This is a genomic window from Shewanella sp. AC91-MNA-CIBAN-0169, from assembly GCF_040310165.1.
Taxonomy (GTDB): domain Bacteria; phylum Pseudomonadota; class Gammaproteobacteria; order Enterobacterales; family Shewanellaceae; genus Shewanella.
The window spans coordinates 121576-139033 of the sequence record NZ_JBEOPM010000004.1 but is presented as its reverse complement, the minus strand read 5'-3'; the positions used below and the strand labels follow the sequence as shown (position 1 = coordinate 139033).

General features: G+C 41.6%; 13 protein-coding genes. 7 read left to right on the top strand and 6 right to left on the bottom strand.

The genetic code is table 11. From position 1 onward, the window contains the following. Positions 1-70: 70 nt before the first annotated feature. A complete protein-coding gene (locus tag AAEY98_RS05925; protein WP_101088576.1) occupies positions 71-1606 on the bottom strand; it encodes a DUF3612 domain-containing protein in 1536 nt (511 codons plus the stop codon). Positions 1607-1759: 153 nt separating this feature from the next. On the opposite strand from AAEY98_RS05925, the gene AAEY98_RS05920 reads away from it, so the two are divergent. Then, positions 1760-2272, top strand: coding sequence for an aldolase/citrate lyase/malate synthase family protein (locus AAEY98_RS05920; RefSeq protein WP_049763561.1), 513 nt, complete (start codon positions 1760-1762; stop codon positions 2270-2272). 148 nt (positions 2273-2420) lie between these two features. Here AAEY98_RS05920 and ccoG read toward each other — a convergent pair whose 3' ends face one another. From ccoG to AAEY98_RS05905, 3 genes are all read right to left on the bottom strand, one after another. Further along, positions 2421-3884, bottom strand: a complete 1464-nt coding sequence (gene ccoG, locus AAEY98_RS05915) for a cytochrome c oxidase accessory protein CcoG (protein ID WP_182744914.1) — start codon at positions 3882-3884, stop codon at positions 2421-2423. Positions 3885-4056: 172 nt separating this feature from the next. Then, positions 4057-5499: a sigma-54 interaction domain-containing protein gene (locus AAEY98_RS05910; RefSeq protein WP_351015572.1), complete on the bottom strand. Its 1443-nt coding sequence runs from the start codon at positions 5497-5499 to the stop codon at positions 4057-4059. Between the two features lie 214 nt (positions 5500-5713). Continuing rightward, the gene (locus AAEY98_RS05905; protein WP_351015569.1) at positions 5714-6352 is read right to left on the bottom strand and encodes a paraquat-inducible protein A; all 639 of its coding nucleotides are present in this window, start codon (positions 6350-6352) and stop codon (positions 5714-5716) included. A gap of 154 nt (positions 6353-6506) precedes the next feature. Here AAEY98_RS05905 and AAEY98_RS05900 point away from each other — a divergent pair, with 154 nt between their 5' ends. From AAEY98_RS05900 to AAEY98_RS05885, 4 genes are read left to right on the top strand one after another with little or no spacing between them, the layout of a single operon-like run. After that, positions 6507-7178, top strand: a complete 672-nt coding sequence (locus AAEY98_RS05900) for a methylamine utilization protein (protein ID WP_351015566.1) — start codon at positions 6507-6509, stop codon at positions 7176-7178. Between the two features lies 1 nt (position 7179). Further along, on the top strand, positions 7180-9495 hold the full coding sequence (locus AAEY98_RS05895) for a putative bifunctional diguanylate cyclase/phosphodiesterase (RefSeq protein WP_351015563.1): 2316 nt from the start codon (positions 7180-7182) through the stop codon (positions 9493-9495). Positions 9496-9510: 15 nt separating this feature from the next. Next, entirely contained in the window at positions 9511-10353 is an 843-nt protein-coding gene (locus AAEY98_RS05890; protein ID WP_351015560.1) for a DUF3034 family protein, read from the top strand. Further along, positions 10353-10784 (top strand): group I truncated hemoglobin, encoded by a 432-nt coding sequence (locus tag AAEY98_RS05885; RefSeq protein WP_351015557.1) that lies wholly within the window; start codon positions 10353-10355, stop codon positions 10782-10784. The genes AAEY98_RS05890 and AAEY98_RS05885 overlap by 1 nt, the downstream gene beginning before the upstream one ends. Positions 10785-10812: 28 nt before the next feature. On the opposite strand, the gene AAEY98_RS05880 is transcribed toward AAEY98_RS05885, so the two are convergent. Further along, positions 10813-12006, bottom strand: coding sequence for a cyclic di-GMP phosphodiesterase (locus tag AAEY98_RS05880; protein ID WP_101088584.1), 1194 nt, complete (start codon positions 12004-12006; stop codon positions 10813-10815). 318 nt (positions 12007-12324) lie between these two features. Between AAEY98_RS05880 and AAEY98_RS05875 the strand changes: the two genes are divergently transcribed. Together AAEY98_RS05875 and AAEY98_RS05870 are read left to right on the top strand one after the other, a co-directional pair. Next, the gene (locus AAEY98_RS05875; RefSeq protein ID WP_101088585.1) at positions 12325-13707 is read left to right on the top strand and encodes an isochorismate synthase; all 1383 of its coding nucleotides are present in this window, start codon (positions 12325-12327) and stop codon (positions 13705-13707) included. 306 nt (positions 13708-14013) lie between these two features. Then, complete coding sequence (locus AAEY98_RS05870; protein WP_101088586.1) at positions 14014-14694, top strand: 7-cyano-7-deazaguanine/7-aminomethyl-7-deazaguanine transporter; 681 nt, start codon at positions 14014-14016, stop codon at positions 14692-14694. 644 nt (positions 14695-15338) lie between these two features. Here AAEY98_RS05870 and AAEY98_RS05865 read toward each other — a convergent pair. Beyond that, positions 15339-17429, bottom strand: coding sequence for a sensor histidine kinase (locus tag AAEY98_RS05865; RefSeq protein WP_351015662.1), 2091 nt, complete (start codon positions 17427-17429; stop codon positions 15339-15341). Positions 17430-17458: the final 29 nt, after the last annotated feature.

The following is a 17458-nucleotide window of genomic DNA, read 5'->3' as shown; positions in this document are numbered from 1 at the left end:
TGAGGTGCCGTTTAATCACGCCTGTTATACCGCATCAACTTATGCAGATGCGGCATAAACAAAGGTCAACTTAGCCTTGATCTCCCTCGCATAAATTACGCCCTGCGGCATAACAGCTTGGCTGACGTGGGCACACTGCTCCACGCGAGCAAATTAGCTGTGCATCTTTTTTAATCCCGCGCTCAATCCAGTTAATATTAAGGATTTTCGCCACACTGATAAGATCCTTTTGGATATGTTTGGGGATAATGATTGAGCCGCCGCCCGTTGAGCAAGCTTGTTTTAATTCATGTGCAATCGACTGCGCATCTTTGCCTTGCGCTTCAATCGCCGGATTTAAATCAATACCCGCACATAACACATGCGGATTACCTGCCGAGTCATCAACCTTAATCGATTCACAGCAATAAATACGCGGTTCATTACCGACATTTAAAATTGATATTTGCGCAGACGTGCCTGCTACTGGCTCGTTAATCATTCTAAACACAGCCCAGTGCTGACACGGGTCTTCTACCAGGCGCATGTTACCCCAAGGCAAAGGAATGCCATTACCACGATAAACCGCTTTTAGCTTACCCGGTGCGTAGGCATCAAAGTAATGCCAGTGCGGATAAGGCGACACTACCGTCATGCGGCGCATAGCAACAGACGCTGACACTTGCAGTTGTTTATGCACGCTAATCTCATAGCCATGTCGGTCAAGTAACTGCCGATACGGCACTTTAGGACACAGCAAAGCACCCGCAAAAAAGCTTGATTCAAAATCACGCCACGCATGCAAAATATCTTGTGCATTCAAGGTGTTTGACTGAGGGACCAACGCATCATCAAAGTCATCACGGCGACCAGACATCATCACACTTTTTAAGCCGTCTTTATTGTGCAACACACAATGACCTATGTGCACGGCCAAGTCATATCTTAATCTGCTGGGTCTATTTTTCAGAATATTACTGATATAAATGGTTCCCGGTGGCTCAAAAAATGAGGTAACCAACTGCTTAGAACTCAAGCCCATTTCGTTGATAACTTCTTTAGGAGCACGGTCGATCCATTTAATTTTTAAGCCCATGCCTTTGGCAATATCGATAATATCTTCGGTGGCAAGCGGCATACGTTTTAAGCCGACTTCTTCGGCGGCACGCTCTAAATCAGGAAAATGGTTTTGATGATGCTCTTGGTGCGCGCGGATCAGTAAATGAGCAAATTGGCGGCCACTGGTGCCAGTTTGCGACAACATTTCAGGAATGGCAATTTGCAAAATGTCATTGGAGAACAAAAAACTCGGCTCTAGCGGCATACCACTAATGCCGCCTTTATTGCCTTTTTCAGGCGTAATCGCTTCATCTTCTGGCACATCATCAAGAAACCATTCCACTTCTTTTTGAAAAACCACTGCAATTACCGCCAACATATCAGCGCTTGGAACACGTTTTCCGCGCTCGATCATTGACAAGTATGACACTGACGGCGAGTTACCTGAGTCAACACGCATACAACGAGCAGACAAGTCTTCCATGGTTAAGTTATTGCGTTTACGCAAGTTTCTTATCTTTGTGCCCAAAAAATGGGTCTTTCGCATTAAGCTTTTATCATTTCTCATTTTGTATAATTCACACTGTAAAATTTTTATTGTGAAATTGTTTGTAAAAATAGCATAGACTAAAAATCAAGCTGCGAACAAGGCTTAATGATAAACAATACTGAAAAAGGTTTTGTGACCTACAACAATACGAAGAGGAATAAGGCGATGAATATGTCTACTCAAGCAAGCGCAACAGCCACCCAAAACCTTAACCGCTTCATTGGTGAGCAATTTGTGGCAACGACGAATCAACAGGATCGCACCACAAACGCCAAAGACTTTTTGGATGCACAATTTCCATTAACTGAAGGCTCGCACCAAGATGTCAGCAGCTATGTAGTTTACTACACTCACTTATTGGCATTTTTAAAAGACGGCTCTCAGTGTGGTTTACAAAATCCATGTCAATTTGTGGCATTGACGGGTCACAAAAGTGAACCAACATCTGTTGTATTAAAGAATAATGATACCCATGTTGAGATTTGTTTCGACCGCCAAGGACAAATGGGCACCACAGACCAGGCTAATATTGAAGACATTCAAGTTGCGATTCCAATTAAGAATTTGCCGACGCCATACAAGCAATGGATTAGCTTAATCCACACAGGCTGTCAGCCAACTGAAGGCAACTGTAAAGTGTTTACCGCTAAAGATGGTAGCGACTACGCGTTACATCAGCGTTAATGGCTTATCGCGATTACACTGCGAACGTTTAGCAAAAAAGGCTTGTCCCATTAATAATGCGACAAGCCTTTTTGTTACTTAACCATTTTGCTGCGTAGTATCCAATAATGTCGACACGCGTTTATGCCGCCATACTGAGATACTGAGATTATGGCCAAAAGAAGCGTGATGTTTGCGAGATCTCATTAGCAGGTTCCGTTGGCGTTGGATTTTCCAAACTTTGAATTTGGGTCACCTTAAATTGCACTGTTTGTTGGGTGCTATCACTCGTGCGGTTACTCAGGCGGCCACTGAGGGTCAACGGATAATCCAGTTGTTCTGCAGGTTTTATCGCAATCAAGCTGTCGGTGACTATTTGCAATGTTTGCTTTTGGGGATCGTCATTGCTGATACTGATTTGATAAAAAGCCATTTGTTGAGTTTTATTGCGAATTTTAAGTTGATAACTGTTTTCAACTTTATCGATACCCACTTGACGATACAAGGTTTGGCGGTCGCGGATTACATTGAGCTGTATATGACTTAAGTGACTTAAATCGCTAATAATCAACACAATCATGATCAGTAATGCACTGGCGTAACCAAGCGATTTTAGCGACAACAAGCTGGCTTTTGGTTGTCCTTTTAAGGCATTTTCGCTGGTAAAGCTGATTAAATTGGGTGCATAGCCAAACTTTTCCATGGTTTGATTACATGCATCAACACAGGCACCGCAGTTAATACATTCGTATTGCAAGCCATTACGAATATCAATCCCAGTGGGGCAAACGTCAACACACAAATTACAATCTACACAGTCACCTAGTTCCGTTTTTTGTGAGCGCTTACGTGGCCCACGAGATTCCCCTCTATCAGCATCATAGCTCACGGTTTTAGTATTGGCGTCAAACATCACCGCTTGAAAACGCGAGTAAGGACAGCAATGCAAACACATCATTTCACGCATCCAGCCGGCATTTAAATAAGTGCATATGGCAAAAAACCACACCCAGGTGCCAGTCCAAAAACCACTACTCATGCTAAAAATATCAACATATAACTCGCGTGCAGGCATAAAATAACCAATAAACCCGCAGCCAGTTAGCAAGGCAAACACCATCCACACCGCATGCTTCGTCACTCGTTTACGCACTTTACTCAGTGACCATGGCGCTTTGTCTAATGCCGCTCGATGATGATGATTGCCCTCTACCTTGGCTTCAACCCACATATATATAAAGGTCCATGCGGTTTGCGGACACAAAAAGCCACACCAAACTCGGCCCCAATAAACGGTGACAAAAAATAATGCAAAAGCAGCGGCCATAAAAAACCACGCTAAAACGGTAAAATCTTGTGGCCACAGGGTGATATTGAAGAAAAAGAATTGCTGTTCGGTGACATCAAACAGAATGGCTTGTCGGCCTTGATAATTGATAAATGGGATCATGAAAAAAATCGCAATCAGTAACGTATTACTGTGCTGACGCAGCCGTTGAAATACACCCTTCTGTTCTCGAACCTGAATTTTTGTCGACGGCGTAGCAATTTGCACCACTGGAATCCGTTGTGAAACGGCAGCTTTATCAACTGGCACAGTCGCTGCCGGAGTTTGAGATGATGATTTGGGCATAAATGTATTCCTATAACACAATATTGCCCTGTTATAGCAAAGACTAAGCCAACTTAGATATAGTTGTAATCATATGATTTAAAACGATTAAAACAAAATACTTATACAATAATGTCACGATATATCACTTTTTACACGATATATCGCGATCTAATAAAACCAATCATAAAAATTAGCGTGTAATGGCTAACTTTTTCATTCGAGATCGTAAGGTACTCGCCGGCATATCTAGCATTGCAGCAGCACCAAACGGGCCAGAAATACGCCAGTGGCTAGCATTTAATACCGCAATAATATGTGCGGCTTCGGCTTGTGCCATGGTTAACGTGCGGGTAGCTAACGGTGTGGCAACCGCTACAGGTAAAGTATTAAACAGTAAATGGCCACTTTGCGATAAAATCATTTCTCGCTCGATTAGGTTTTGCAACTCACGTACGTTACCAGGCCAAGCATATTGCTGTAAGTTCTTCAGTCCTTTAGCACTCACCTTAGTGATTTTTTTACCGAGTTTTTTGCTCAGTGATGCGACTAAATCACTGACTAATTGCGGAATATCTTCGCGGCGCTCTCGTAACGGCGGCACGGTAATTGGAAATACGTTCAAGCGGTAATATAAGTCCATGCGAAACAAGCCTTGCTCTACTCGCGCGGTTAAATCGTGATGGGTGGCGGCCACTAAGCGAATATTGACCTTAATGGTTTCACTACTGCCAACGCGCTCGAAACTTTGCTCTTGAATCACCCGTAACAATTTAGATTGTGCCGATAAGCTCAACTCGGCAATTTCATCTAAAAATAAGGTGCCATTATTGGCCAATTCAAATCTGCCTTTGCGACGCGCTGTAGCACCAGTAAATGCGCCTTTTTCATGACCAAACAGTTCACTTTCCAGCAATGCGGTCGAAAATGCGGCGCAGTTAACACTCACCATCGGCTGGTCTTTACGATGACTTAGCCTGTGTAAGTTACGCGCAACTAACTCTTTGCCGGTGCCGTTTTCACCGCAAATGAGTACGGTACTGTCGGTATTAGCGACCAAGTGGATCTGTTGCATGAGTTGATTGATAGGTTGGCTGTTACCCGATATTCCTGACGCGCCTTGCTGACCTTGTAGCTCAGTGAGTAAGTATTGATTTTCTGATGCTAACCGTTCTGACAAAGCCTGCACTTGCGCTAATGCTTGTCTCAATGATTGCTCGGTATGTTTTTGCATGCTTACATCACGAAATATCGCGATAACACCGACAAGTTGTTGCTGATCATATACTGGGGTTGAGCTGTAATACACCGGAAAGCTGCTGCCATCTTTACGCCAAAATACATCTTCGTTCACTTGCCGAGGAATAGCATCTTGTAAGGTGCGATAAATGGGGCAGTCATGTTGAGGATAATGACTACCATCTGCATGACTATGATGATGGCAGTCGTGAATATTTCGGCCAATTAATTCGGCACTTTTCCAGCCTGTCATTTGCTCTGCTGCGGGGTTAATGAACACCGCATTACCGGCTAAATCAAAACCATACACGCCCTCTGTCATGGCATTAAGCAACAGAGTATTTTTAGGCAAAAAATGATCGGAGCCAATATATTCAGGGGTTGTAGAGTCAGTCATAGTCAATCTTAAGGTTACTAGAGCTTAGACCCATTATAACCATTACAAAACACAAGTCGCGAAATATCGCGACTTCGATTACCCATAACCATAATGACTTGTTATCGTGATTCCCATGAATCATCAAAATAATAAGCTGATTTAAGCCTTTTTTACGTTAACGTCGAATTTTAATGTCGCCAGCTCACAAACCTAGTAGCCTCAGTTGTCTATATTAGCGAGTGGTATTCTGCGACTTTTGCGTTTGTGTCATGTCGACCATCATCTGGCTAGCGATTGAAAAAATACAGTAGCCTAAAAAATAATAGAAACCGATTTCAAACTGAGATTGAGTCTTAAGCATGTCGCCCATTCCAGCTGACGCATTACCTGCCATGTAAGTCACAATAATTGCGACCACAAAAACATCGGCCATAGACCATTTGCCGATACCACTGATCATTTTGCTCAATCTTTGCTTAATTAAGGGCGGCACTGGCAGTAGTAATATGAGCATGGTGATTAACTTAACGGCAGGGATCACAATACTGAATAACCCGACCAACATGGCAACGACGAAATGATGTGATTGGTATAGTGCTGAAATGGTATCAATGATACTGCGGCTATTACGAAAAACCTCCACTTCGCCTTCTAGCGTATCTAGCCCTAACATACTGGCGGCAATATCCAATATTCCACGGGTATTAGCACGAGAGTCTTCCGTTAAATCTTGGATTAACATATCCTTACCCGTATCCACTAACTGCGACTTTTCAATGGTGCCTGTTATCGTTAACATCGGTTCTGTCACCCCGGGAATAAGCAGGATTAACGATATCAGTACTAAACTGATGGATACATACATTTTCATGAACACCTCGTTTGCTGATGTATACCGAAACAAATAGTCGCATTAAGCTGTGATGATGCTGTATTTTGATTCTTGTAGGTTATGATGCCATATTACGTAGACCATTAACCACTACGCGGCACTCTTGCTACACTCTTAATAATGAGGCCAATACATGCCAATAAATCCATTTACGACATGTTTGTTGTGTTTAACGTATTTTTTTTCAGCGGCAGTTACAGCGGCTACTTTGACGATTAATGTTACCGATGCGCAAGGCGTGATGCTAAGCGATAGCGTGGTAGAGTTAATTTCTATGTCACCATCTAATACAACGCCATCGACCTTGGCACATTACCAAATGCGCCAACAAAATCGAGTATTCTCACCTTTTGTATTGGCTGTGCCACAAGGTGCCAAGGTTGATTTTCCTAATTTAGATCGCACTAGGCACCATGTTTATTCTTTTTCTGAAGCTAAACAATTTGAGTTAAAATTGTATGTAGGCACAACTGAAGACCCGATTACATTTGATAAACCAGGTTTAGTTGCCATAGGCTGCAATATTCATGATTACATGCAGGCCTTTATTTATGTGGCCAGCAGCCCTTACTTTTCGGTGAGTGATGCACAAGGTAAAATCCAATTAACAGATTTACCTGCAGGCGAATACCAAGTCAACATTTGGCATCCTTGGCAGATTACAGCAACACCATCATCTTTGGTCATAGTAAACAATGACCATAATCAACTAACGCTGAGTATTGATGTTGAACACCAAGAAAAACCATCGTCACCACCTAGCGGCTTTGGTAGTTACCTTCAAGCAAGCGATACCACGGGATAACATGCCAACTAGTTTTCGCAACCGACTGATAATAGCTTTCCTATTAATATTAACCTTAATGCAGTTAACTACTGCGTTGTTTGTATTAAGCGCAACTCAGCGAGATTTTCGCCAACAACAAACTCAGAATCTTAATATTGGCTCCAATATTTTTGTCGAAATGTTGTCGAATCGAAGCGATCAGCTAAACCAAAGTTTGTCGTTACTCAGTGCTGACTTTGGTTTTAAACGCGCTGTTGCCACTGGCGAGCAAGATACAATATCGTCAGTGTTAGCCAACCATGGCAGGCGCATTAATGCTGACGCTGCTATTTTATTATCTCCACAGGGGAAATTACTTTCTTCAAGCTTACAAGGTCTCACTGCTGCCAATATTGATGAGTTATTTACATTAACCAAAAACCGCTCAACCACATTTGAAATTTTTAATTATGACCACAGTAGTTACCAATTTGTGTTGCAACCCGTCAAAGCGCCAACATTAATAGCCTGGGTCGGCATGGGCTTCACTATGGACAAGAATGTCGCAAACCAAGCCAAAACCATTACCGGAATTGATATCAGTTTTATCAACCAGTCCGCTGGCAGAATTGAAATTGTCTCAACCCTAGCCCAAGCTCAACAACAAGATGTTTTAGCGCGTATTAACCTACTCGCAAAAACAGTGGATAAGGTCAGTGATGACATACCATCAAACTACTTATCGACCACCATTGCGTTAAATAAAAATAGTGGCCATCAGTGGGCGGTACTGCATCAGTCAAATGTTAAGTGGCAGCAAAATTTCGATGCCCTGCGCAATAACATGTTAATTATATTCGCGATAACGTGTTTACTGGCGTTTATGATTGCCGCTTGGTTTTCTGACGGCTTAACGAAACCCATTTATGCATTAGTTAATTTTGCTCGCAAAGTCGGCCAAGGTGAAAACCCTCCGCCGATTAAAGGTGCACCCGCTGAGTTACAAGTATTAGCCAACACCTTATCGATAATGCGTGAAAATATTGAATCGCGCGAAAACGATTTAGTTTATCAATCACAACACGATAACCTCACGGGTTTATATAATCGCTTGGCCGCTAAACAACAACTCAGCCTGCTGCTGAGTAAAATGCATGGCAGTTTAGTGATGATAGACATTAAAAACTTTCGCCATTTAAATAACATCATTGGATTTGCCAATGCCGACGATTTATTGGTGTTGTTTTCCAGCCGTTTAGAAAGCTTATCCCCAACGGCCCAACTAATATCGCGCTTAGATGGCGACTCGTTTTTGTTGCTATTCCAACCGAGTATTCCGCTTGAAAAGCTTGATAACTATCTACGACAATTAACCAATCCATTTTCTATTCAGGGCTCAAAAATAAGTGTCAATGTGCGGGTAGGGATTGTTGATTTATCCAGTGACTATGACTGTAATGATATTGATACTTTAATTCGCCATGCTGAAATTGCATTAAATCAAGCCCGAGTGGAATCCCTAGGCATAGCCACTTATCAACAAGGTGAAGATGAACGCTATTTACGTGAATTAATGATTATCCGTGATTTACCGATTGCCTTAGCACAAGGGCAGTTGCATTTGGTGTTTCAACCTAAAGTGAATATTCAGAGCAATCATTGCCATGGCGCAGAAACCCTGATCCGCTGGCAGCATCCTGAACTGGGGTTTATCCCGCCGGATGAGTTCATTCGTTTAGCGGAAAACTCAGGTAATATCTCGATGATCAGCGACTGGGTATTAAATACCACCATTAAGCAGCTAGCCAAATGGCAGCAACAAGGTATTTCGCTGACGGTGGCGATTAATTTATCTGCCCATGATCTCACTAATCCTCAGCTGCCGTTAGACATTGAACAGTTACTGATTAGCAATAATTTACCGATTAACGCTCTGTCGATAGAGGTGACCGAAGGTGCTGTGATGAAAGATGCACAAACGGTGATTGCTGTTTTACAGCAGTTTAGAAATATCGGCTTAGCCATTGCCATCGACGACTTTGGTACCGGGCACTCTTCATTAGCTTACTTAAAGTTACTGCCCGTTAATGAAGTGAAGATTGATCGCAGTTTTATTAAAGATATTCATACCGATGCAACTGATTTAATGATTGTCGATAGCAGCATTCGATTAATTAAAGGGCTCAATTTATCTGTCGTGGCTGAAGGCGTTGAATCTGAAGAAGGCATCAATATTTTGCGCGAACTCAATTGCGATATAATTCAAGGTTATGTGTATTCAAAACCGCTAAAAGCTGATGATTTTATTGTGTGGTTCCAACAGTTTAATCAATCTAACAATCAGCCCCCCAGTTAAGGATACGCTACGTTAATGTATCAACTAATGTGCATTCTATTATCGGTGCTATTAAGCCTCATCAGTGCTTCTGCTCACGCTGAGACAAGTAAAGTAATCGCTACTGGTGGCGCCACAACTATTGAGGGTAGTGCCGGTGGAGGAATAGTGTCTTGGGCAGTCATTAATGGCTATGCAAGCTCAGACCAATGGTCTTTCACAGCAATGAATACTGCAGTCTATGTTGACGATTTTACATTACATTCTATTGGCGCATCCTTAAGCATTGATAACCGCTTTGAACTCAGTATTGCTAAGCAAACTTTTGATCTAGACACCCTAGGCGGCAAACTGGGCCAAGATATTGTTGGGGTAAAATACAAACTAGCCGGTGAAGTGCTATACACCGCCATGCCACAAATTAGCTTAGGGCTACAATATAAACGGGTGGACGATTTTGCGTTACCACAAGCCGTTGGGGCAAGGAATGACTGGGGAGTTGATATCTATTTGGCTGCCAGTAAAGTCTATTTTGATGCCATTGCTGGCCGTAATCTGGTGACTAACTTAACCCTCAGAGCAACCAAAGCTAACCAAACTGGTTTGCTTGGTTTTGGTACTGCGACAAACAACGATTACCAACTGCAAGCTGAAGCCTCTATTGCGGTGTTATTAACCGATAATATTGCACTGGGTTATGAATACAAACAAAAGCCTGATCAACTTGGTTTTGCAGAAGAAAATGATTGGCAGGATATTTTTATGGCTTGGTTTGTTAATAAACACCTTTCTGTTGTAGGCGCTTATGTTGATTTAGGCAGCATTGCCGGATTTGAGCAACAGCAAGGGTGGTATTTATCTGTAGAGGGAACGCTGTAATGGTTAATATTGTTAAACATCATATAGTCGTTTTTGGCGCGTTGTTATTCCTGTCTGTTGCCTGTGCAAGCCAACCCACAACTCTATATCAGCAACTGGGAGGAGATAAAGGCGTCAGTATGATTACCGATGACTTTCTAGCCCATTTATCCCAAGACAAACGTATTCTGCATCATTTTGAACAAACTGATATTCAGATTTTTCGCCAACGGCTTATTGAGCATTTATGTGTAATCAGTGGCGGAGAATGCGTGTACCAAGGTGCATCCATGTTTGATGCACATATTGGATTACACATTAGCCAAGCTGACTTTGATGCCGTTGTGGGTCATTTAATCGAAGCACTTAAACAACAGCATATCCCACTAGCAACCCGCAATGCATTACTGGCTAAATTAGCACCACTGTATCAAGATATTATCGAACATTAGCTGAGCAACCGTTTATGATGATAACCGATTAGTAAAACTGGCTGGGATCTACATCAAGCATACTTGGTGATACACCACGTTCAATATGCAATTCCGATTTCAGTAAGTCAACCATAGTCACTTCAGTGTAGCGCTTATGTTTAATCGAATAAAAACACTTAACAATAGGATGCAACGCATCACGCCCTTTAGAGTCCCATACTATTCCGACTCGTTCATCCGATAGCTGCACCAATGAACCGACAGGATATATTCCCACACAGCGAATGAACTCATAAACAAGCTTTTGATCAAGATGAAATGGGGTCAAGCTTATCAAAATTTTAAACGCTGCCGCCGGGCTCATGGCTTCTTTGTAGCAACGCGAAGCAGTTAATGCATCAAAAATATCAACAATACAGCTCATACGCCCATGTTGAGGAATTTGTTCATCTTTTAAACCATTAGGGTAACCACGGCCATCGAGTTTTTCATGATGCATTAAGCACACATCTTTACTCACTTGCGATAAGCCTTTTGTTTCATTCATGATTTCAATTGCATAAAACTGATGCAATTTCATGTGCTCAAATTCTTCTGGGGTTAGCTTACCTGGTTTGTGCAAAATTTCGTTATCGACCTGGATTTTGCCAATATCATGCAAAATCCCCCCCACAGCCATCTGCTTTAGCAGTTCACGATCAAGCTTAAGATGTTTACCAAAAGTCACCAATAAAAAGGCAACATTAATAGAATGTTCAAGCAAATAAGCATCTTTGGTACGCAGTGCAGAAATACACTTAAATGCATCCGCATCGTCCATAACAGACTCAATCATTTTGTCGGCGACATCTTCAAATTGACTGACTTCAATGGCTTTACCGCTGAAGGTTTCCGACATCACTTTTTGAATTAAGCCTTTTGCTTCAGCAAGTAGCTTTTTTGCCTGTACTTGTTGACCATCTCGAGTGACAGTCGCTTTACGTACCAATAAACTGCTAGCAGAGCTCGATTTACCTGCTGTTTTTAGCCCGCAAGTATCTGAAGATCGATCAACATCAACCCACACAAGCAGAATGTTATTTTTTTTCAGCTTTAAAATTGCATCACGATGTTTGATTTGTCCGGGATTACGAATAGCCACCTTACTTTGCTGATGATCTATTGCCGTCACAAACATGCCTAAAGCAAGTTTATCGATGGGGATTTTAATGACATTGCTTGATTCCACAGAATCATTCATTGTAACAATTACTCCGAAAGAGAACTTTAATAACGGGATCTAGCTCACATAATACTAGCTATATTTTGAACTACTTTAGCTCGTTCGCCTACTTCTTTTAGGGAAATATTACCGTATGGTCACATTCCGATTCACGATCTTTGTAAAAAACCTCAACGAGAAACAATCAAGCTGTTGTTGATGATATTGAGCAACTTGCTGCCGCACCATTTACAGTACAAAGATGCTGGTAAAGAGTACGCTATATTAGCAATTCAGATCACACGCTTTCATCTTGCCAATTGACACAATTTAATAGGTTTATTAACGTTAACTCTTATGTTGTTATACGAGAGGTATAGATTGGCTGGTCACTTTTTTTCATCACAATTTAGCGAGTTAATTACTAAGCTCGAACAACTTCGCAATGTGCCGATCTGTGACCCTATCGTGCAGTTATCTGTAGAGACTGCTGCGCTGCCATTAATATCTTGGTTAAGCGCTCAAACCATATACCCAAAAATCTATTGGCACGGCCGCGATAGAAACGAAGATGTCGCCGCCATAGGCTCATGCAAAACGTTTTATTTTGCCGACCAAGTTGACGACAATGCCCTAGCGCAAATTTATCAACAGCAACGCAATAAAACCAATCATCAAGATATTCGTTATTATGGCGGTTTAGCGTTTGATCGCACTGTAGAATGTTGGCCTGAGTTTGGTCGTGCGCACTTTATATTACCCAGAATTGAATTACGCCGTAGCGGTAATCACGTTAGAGTATTAGTGAATCTTAATTTTGAAAATGGTGAGCCTGAAGACGAAATACAATCTGCCCTAAATGCTATCGCAATGGTGCAAAAGCCACGTCCTTTGTCGCCGCCAAATAAACTCACATTAATGGGTCGGAGTGATTTACCTAATTTTTCACGTTGGAAAGAGTTAGTTGAACAAGTCACTCAAGCAAATTTTATCAACTCAACACCTAAAGTCGTATTATCACGCCACAGCCAAATAGATGTAGATGACAATATTGACCCGTGGACAGTACTAGCATGTTGGCAAGGCCGTAATCCGAATAGTTTTCAATTTGGATTCCAATTTAGCCCTGAACGCGCATTTATTTCTTGCTCACCAGAACGATTATATTTACGTCGCCAACAGGAACTGTTTACCGAAGCATTAGCAGGAACAACTGTCCGAGGGCTCAATCCAGAAGAAGATAATGTACTGGCACAGGCATTATTAGATGACATTAAAAATAGCCATGAAAATCAGTTAGTCAGAAAACATATTGTCGATGTGCTCACACCGTTAAGCCAATATGTAGGTGCTGATGAGCAACCTAAAATTTTCAAGCTTAATCATATTCAACATTTGCACCGCGCTATTCGAGCGCAGTTAAAGCCGGGCGTTAGTGATTTTGAATTATTACGCGCACTGCACCCCACTCCCGCAGTGGGTGGATTACCGCGCGAGGCTGCACTGAACTTTATTCGCCAGCGTGAAGGTTACGCTAGAGGTTGGTATGCTGGAGCTTGTGGTTATTTAAATCACCATGAATCAGAGTTTTCAGTCGCAATTAGAAGTGCACTGATAGAGCCGAGAAGAATCAATTTATTTGCTGGCGCAGGCATTGTTGCAGGCTCAGATCCTGAAGCTGAATGGCAAGAACTGGAAAATAAGTTAGCCACAGTTCTGTCTATTTTAATCGACTTTTAATCTTCCTCAGCGAACTAAAACCAATAGCGTTATCCTCGACGAAATCTTTCGCTTGTGCAAAGCACATGCTATTATCTCGCCCCCGCGTTTGCCAACACCTTGGTATTGCCTTCAATATGGCCTAACTAATGGATGTGTGTAACGTAAACTCGGCCAATAAACTAAAATAATAATAATCTCTATAACAGACATTAGCTTATCTGTTTAACGGCGGCTAAATAGCCTCGTTAACACCAGTAAATACTGTTAACCAAACTAATAGCGGGTTCCCTCACCCCGCGCTAACCCAATTAAAAAGGCCACAATATGTTGACGTTAACCCAGGCGAAATATCGCCGAGCACTGATGCTATTAGTCAGTTTTCATATCTTAATTATTTGCGCAAGCAACTACCTTGTCCAACTGCCATTTCAGCTGTTTAGCTACCACACCACTTGGGGTGCTTTTAGCTTTCCATTTGTTTACTTAGCAACCGATTTAACCGTGAGAGTGTTTGGTCAGCAAGCCGCTAGAGGCATTATCCTCAAAGCCATGATACCGGCACTTGTAGTGTCGTATTTAGTCGGCGTATTGTTTCATCAAGGTCAATTACAAGCTTTTAGCGCCTTAGCTGAGTGGAATAGTTTTGTATTTCGCATCGCCTTTGCCAGCTTTGTGGCTTACTTAATTGGTCAGCTCATGGATATCACTGTATTTGCAAAATTACGTCAGGCCAAAGCTTGGTGGGTCGCACCTGCTGCATCAACATTAATTGGTAACTTAGTTGATACCTTAGTGTTTTTCAGTGTAGCGTTTTATGCCTCAAACGATGCGTTTATGGCAACACACTGGCCAGAAATAGCCACGGTGGATTACGCCTTTAAGCTGATAGTGAGCCTAGGTTTGTTTTTGCCCGCTTATGGTGTGTTACTAAAAGTGCTGCAAGACAAGATTCTACTTAATGACAGCAACGATAATGACAACGTTGTTATCCAAGTAAGTAAGTGAGCATCATAGTATTTGCGTAAACGTTTAATCTAGATAATAGGTTTAATCTAGATAATAGGTTTATTTAAATGATTGCTTGATTTACATAAGCAGTTAATCAATGTCGCTTACAATGTTTTCGACAGCTGGGATGACGACATTCCGTTCTAATTCTCACCTGAGGCTATATAACTAAATAGTGTAGATTAAAGCGGATTTACACAGAACTTCACTCTATATCTCTGCGCAGTAGCTCTAGTAAGGCTAATAGTATATTCCGACAGCACAAACCCATTTGCCATTACGCTAAACAACGCTGAAATCCACATAAAAATAGTTTCATTTAATAAACCCATCTAAATATAATGGCAAAAGGCTAATAGAGAAAATATTTTCCTTATTAATCAATGACTAACCTAATAATTTTAAGAAGTTATATATAAAAATGAAATTTATGACGATAAACACTTGCAAATACAAATGAGAATGATTATTATTAACTTGCGTTCCAAAGCTCGGTTTGCTAAATAGAGACTTCATCACCTTTAATTAGTCTGCAGAGTTCGCAAGCACGACATTGCTCACACACTCTTTGTGGCCGGGTTAATCACCCGGCTTTTTTTTGCCTGTTTTTTGTCTATTTCTTGCCTATTTAGTAAAGTATTTTACTGTGTACTGTCACCAAAATGTAGGCCTTCATAAGGCCCAAGCTGCTGATCATCTTTGGCTTTATGGTAAAGCCCAATGGTAAATATCGTGCCAGTGCCTACCGTCGAATTCACTTCGATCATCCCGCCAAGTCGTTTAATAATCCCATAACTCAGAGATAACCCTAAACCAGTACCATCTTTACGGGTGGTATAAAATGGATCAAAGATACGACTCAAATCTTGTTTCGAAATCCCCATCCCTTCATCTTCAACTTCAATTTTTACCCCAATAGCGATTCCGTCTTCTAGCCAGTCGTAGGTTCGTAGCCAAATCCGTCCTTTATTCTCAATCGCATGGGCAGCATTAACCATTAAGTTAATCAGCACTTGTAATAGCTGAGGTCGATTGACTTCTACTGAACCTGTAGCCGTAAACTCCTTGATCAACTTCACTTCTTGTTGCTCAATAGAGTGACGCGCTAATAACAGCATCTCTTCAACAATTGGCGTCACAGGTTGTAATGTTATCGGCGCATTAAACTCACCAGGACGGCTATATTGCAGCAGGCTACGGATGATAGTCGTTATCCTACCGACTTGTTGAATAACCAATTCAATTTCTTCTTCGACTATCGCAGCATTGTCACCCAGCTCATATTTTAATAGCTCCATGTTCCCCAAGATAACGGCAGTAGGATTATTAATTTCGTGGGCAATACCGGCAATCAGTTCGCCCAGTGCGGTCAGTTTTTCGTTAGTCACTAATTGCTGTCTGGTGGCATGCAACAACGCAACATTGCGTTCGAGCTCTTCTGTTTTATCTTGCAAGCTGCGGGTACGTTGTTCTACTTTTATTTCCAACTGCTCTGCTGCCGCTTGAATTTGAGTATTACGTCGCTGCAACTGATCTAACATTCGGTCAAATTGCTCGGCCAAATGCGCCAACTCGTTATCACCGTTGATGTCTAATTTACCAATTCTGACATTTCGACCAGACTGTACTGCGGTAACAACTTGGTGAATATATTCAATAGGTTGAAGTAAACTATTAGCAGCGCGATAAACTAAAAACCCTGAAATCAATAACACGAAAACTAAAATAGTGCCGAGCTCGATAATATTGAGTAAATAATTATGTAAAAAAGGCGACTCAGAGAAGCCCGCATACACCATCCCAACCCTTTTGCCACGAACATCGAGTAAAGGTAGATAACCCGAGATATACCAATCATTAAGTACAAAGGCACGATTTATCCACGTTTGACCTTCTATCAGTACTTGCTGATAAACCTCATCAGACACTAAGGTCCCCATGGCTCTATTGGATTTATTGCTGTCTTTTGGAAACAACTCCATAGGCACGTTGGTGCTAATGCGAATATTATCCAAAAAAAGGGTTACGGTACCGATTGAACGTTCAGGCAAAGTGCCTTTGCCGTATACTAAGTCACGAATACTATCGACTATGTCGGTATTGTGGTTAAACAACATCCCACCATCTAAATACCAAAATACATTTCCCGACTGATCGGCTATTGGCAGTAGCGTTCGACTTAATAAACCTCGGGTTTCCATGGTTTGTTTAGGGTTTTTAGCATGTAATGTCGGGATCAATGTAATTTGAGCTTGTTTTGCTAAACCTGAGTTAATTCTTTCGAGACGTTTGGCTGGCAATACCATTAAACCCGAAAAAACCTTCTGTTTGGTTTGATGTAACATCAAACGTAAATCAGGATCTCCAGCGGCATCGGCAACACTAATTAAACGTAAAAAGTCTAACCCTAACTCTTTTTTCTGTTGTGCCAAAAGAATATTTAATGCACTTATCGCACTTGGATTAGGTTGTTGCTCACTGTGTTTTATTAGCCTAAATGCATGTTGAAAATCCCATGATTCACTGATCGAGTCGAGCTTGTCTTGCTGGCGTTCCTGCACTTGCACCAAGGTACTATTAGCGACAACCAAGTCAGCCTTTACCTTCATAAACAATTGCTTACCTGTGTATATGACATTCCAGTAAATGGTAATAAATACTAAGCTAATTAAGGTTAATAAGATGGGTAATGATGTCAAAAACAAAATCCGATAACGCACTTTGGCTTGCATTTGCAGCCAACTAATACCGAAAACTCGCG

Excerpts from the sequence above, each read along its gene's own strand:
- AAEY98_RS05905 (WP_351015569.1), bottom strand. The coding sequence starts at position 6,352 with ATGAAAATGTATGTATCCATCAGTTTAGTACTGATATCGTTAATCCTG.
- AAEY98_RS05880 (WP_101088584.1), bottom strand. The coding sequence starts at position 12,006 with ATGAATGATTCTGTGGAATCAAGCAATGTCATTAAAATCCCCATCGAT.
- AAEY98_RS05870 (WP_101088586.1), top strand. The coding sequence starts at position 14,014 with ATGTTGACGTTAACCCAGGCGAAATATCGCCGAGCACTGATGCTATTA.
- AAEY98_RS05895 (WP_351015563.1), top strand. The coding sequence starts at position 7,180 with ATGCCAACTAGTTTTCGCAACCGACTGATAATAGCTTTCCTATTAATA.
- AAEY98_RS05890 (WP_351015560.1), top strand. The coding sequence starts at position 9,511 with ATGTATCAACTAATGTGCATTCTATTATCGGTGCTATTAAGCCTCATC.
- AAEY98_RS05885 (WP_351015557.1), top strand. The coding sequence starts at position 10,353 with ATGGTTAATATTGTTAAACATCATATAGTCGTTTTTGGCGCGTTGTTA.
- AAEY98_RS05900 (WP_351015566.1), top strand. The coding sequence starts at position 6,507 with ATGCCAATAAATCCATTTACGACATGTTTGTTGTGTTTAACGTATTTT.
- ccoG (WP_182744914.1), bottom strand. The coding sequence starts at position 3,884 with ATGCCCAAATCATCATCTCAAACTCCGGCAGCGACTGTGCCAGTTGAT.
- AAEY98_RS05920 (WP_049763561.1), top strand. The coding sequence starts at position 1,760 with ATGTCTACTCAAGCAAGCGCAACAGCCACCCAAAACCTTAACCGCTTC.
- AAEY98_RS05910 (WP_351015572.1), bottom strand. The coding sequence starts at position 5,499 with ATGACTGACTCTACAACCCCTGAATATATTGGCTCCGATCATTTTTTG.
- AAEY98_RS05865 (WP_351015662.1), bottom strand. The coding sequence starts at position 17,429 with ATGCAAGCCAAAGTGCGTTATCGGATTTTGTTTTTGACATCATTACCC.
- AAEY98_RS05925 (WP_101088576.1), bottom strand. The coding sequence starts at position 1,606 with ATGAGAAATGATAAAAGCTTAATGCGAAAGACCCATTTTTTGGGCACA.
- AAEY98_RS05875 (WP_101088585.1), top strand. The coding sequence starts at position 12,325 with ATGTTGTTATACGAGAGGTATAGATTGGCTGGTCACTTTTTTTCATCA.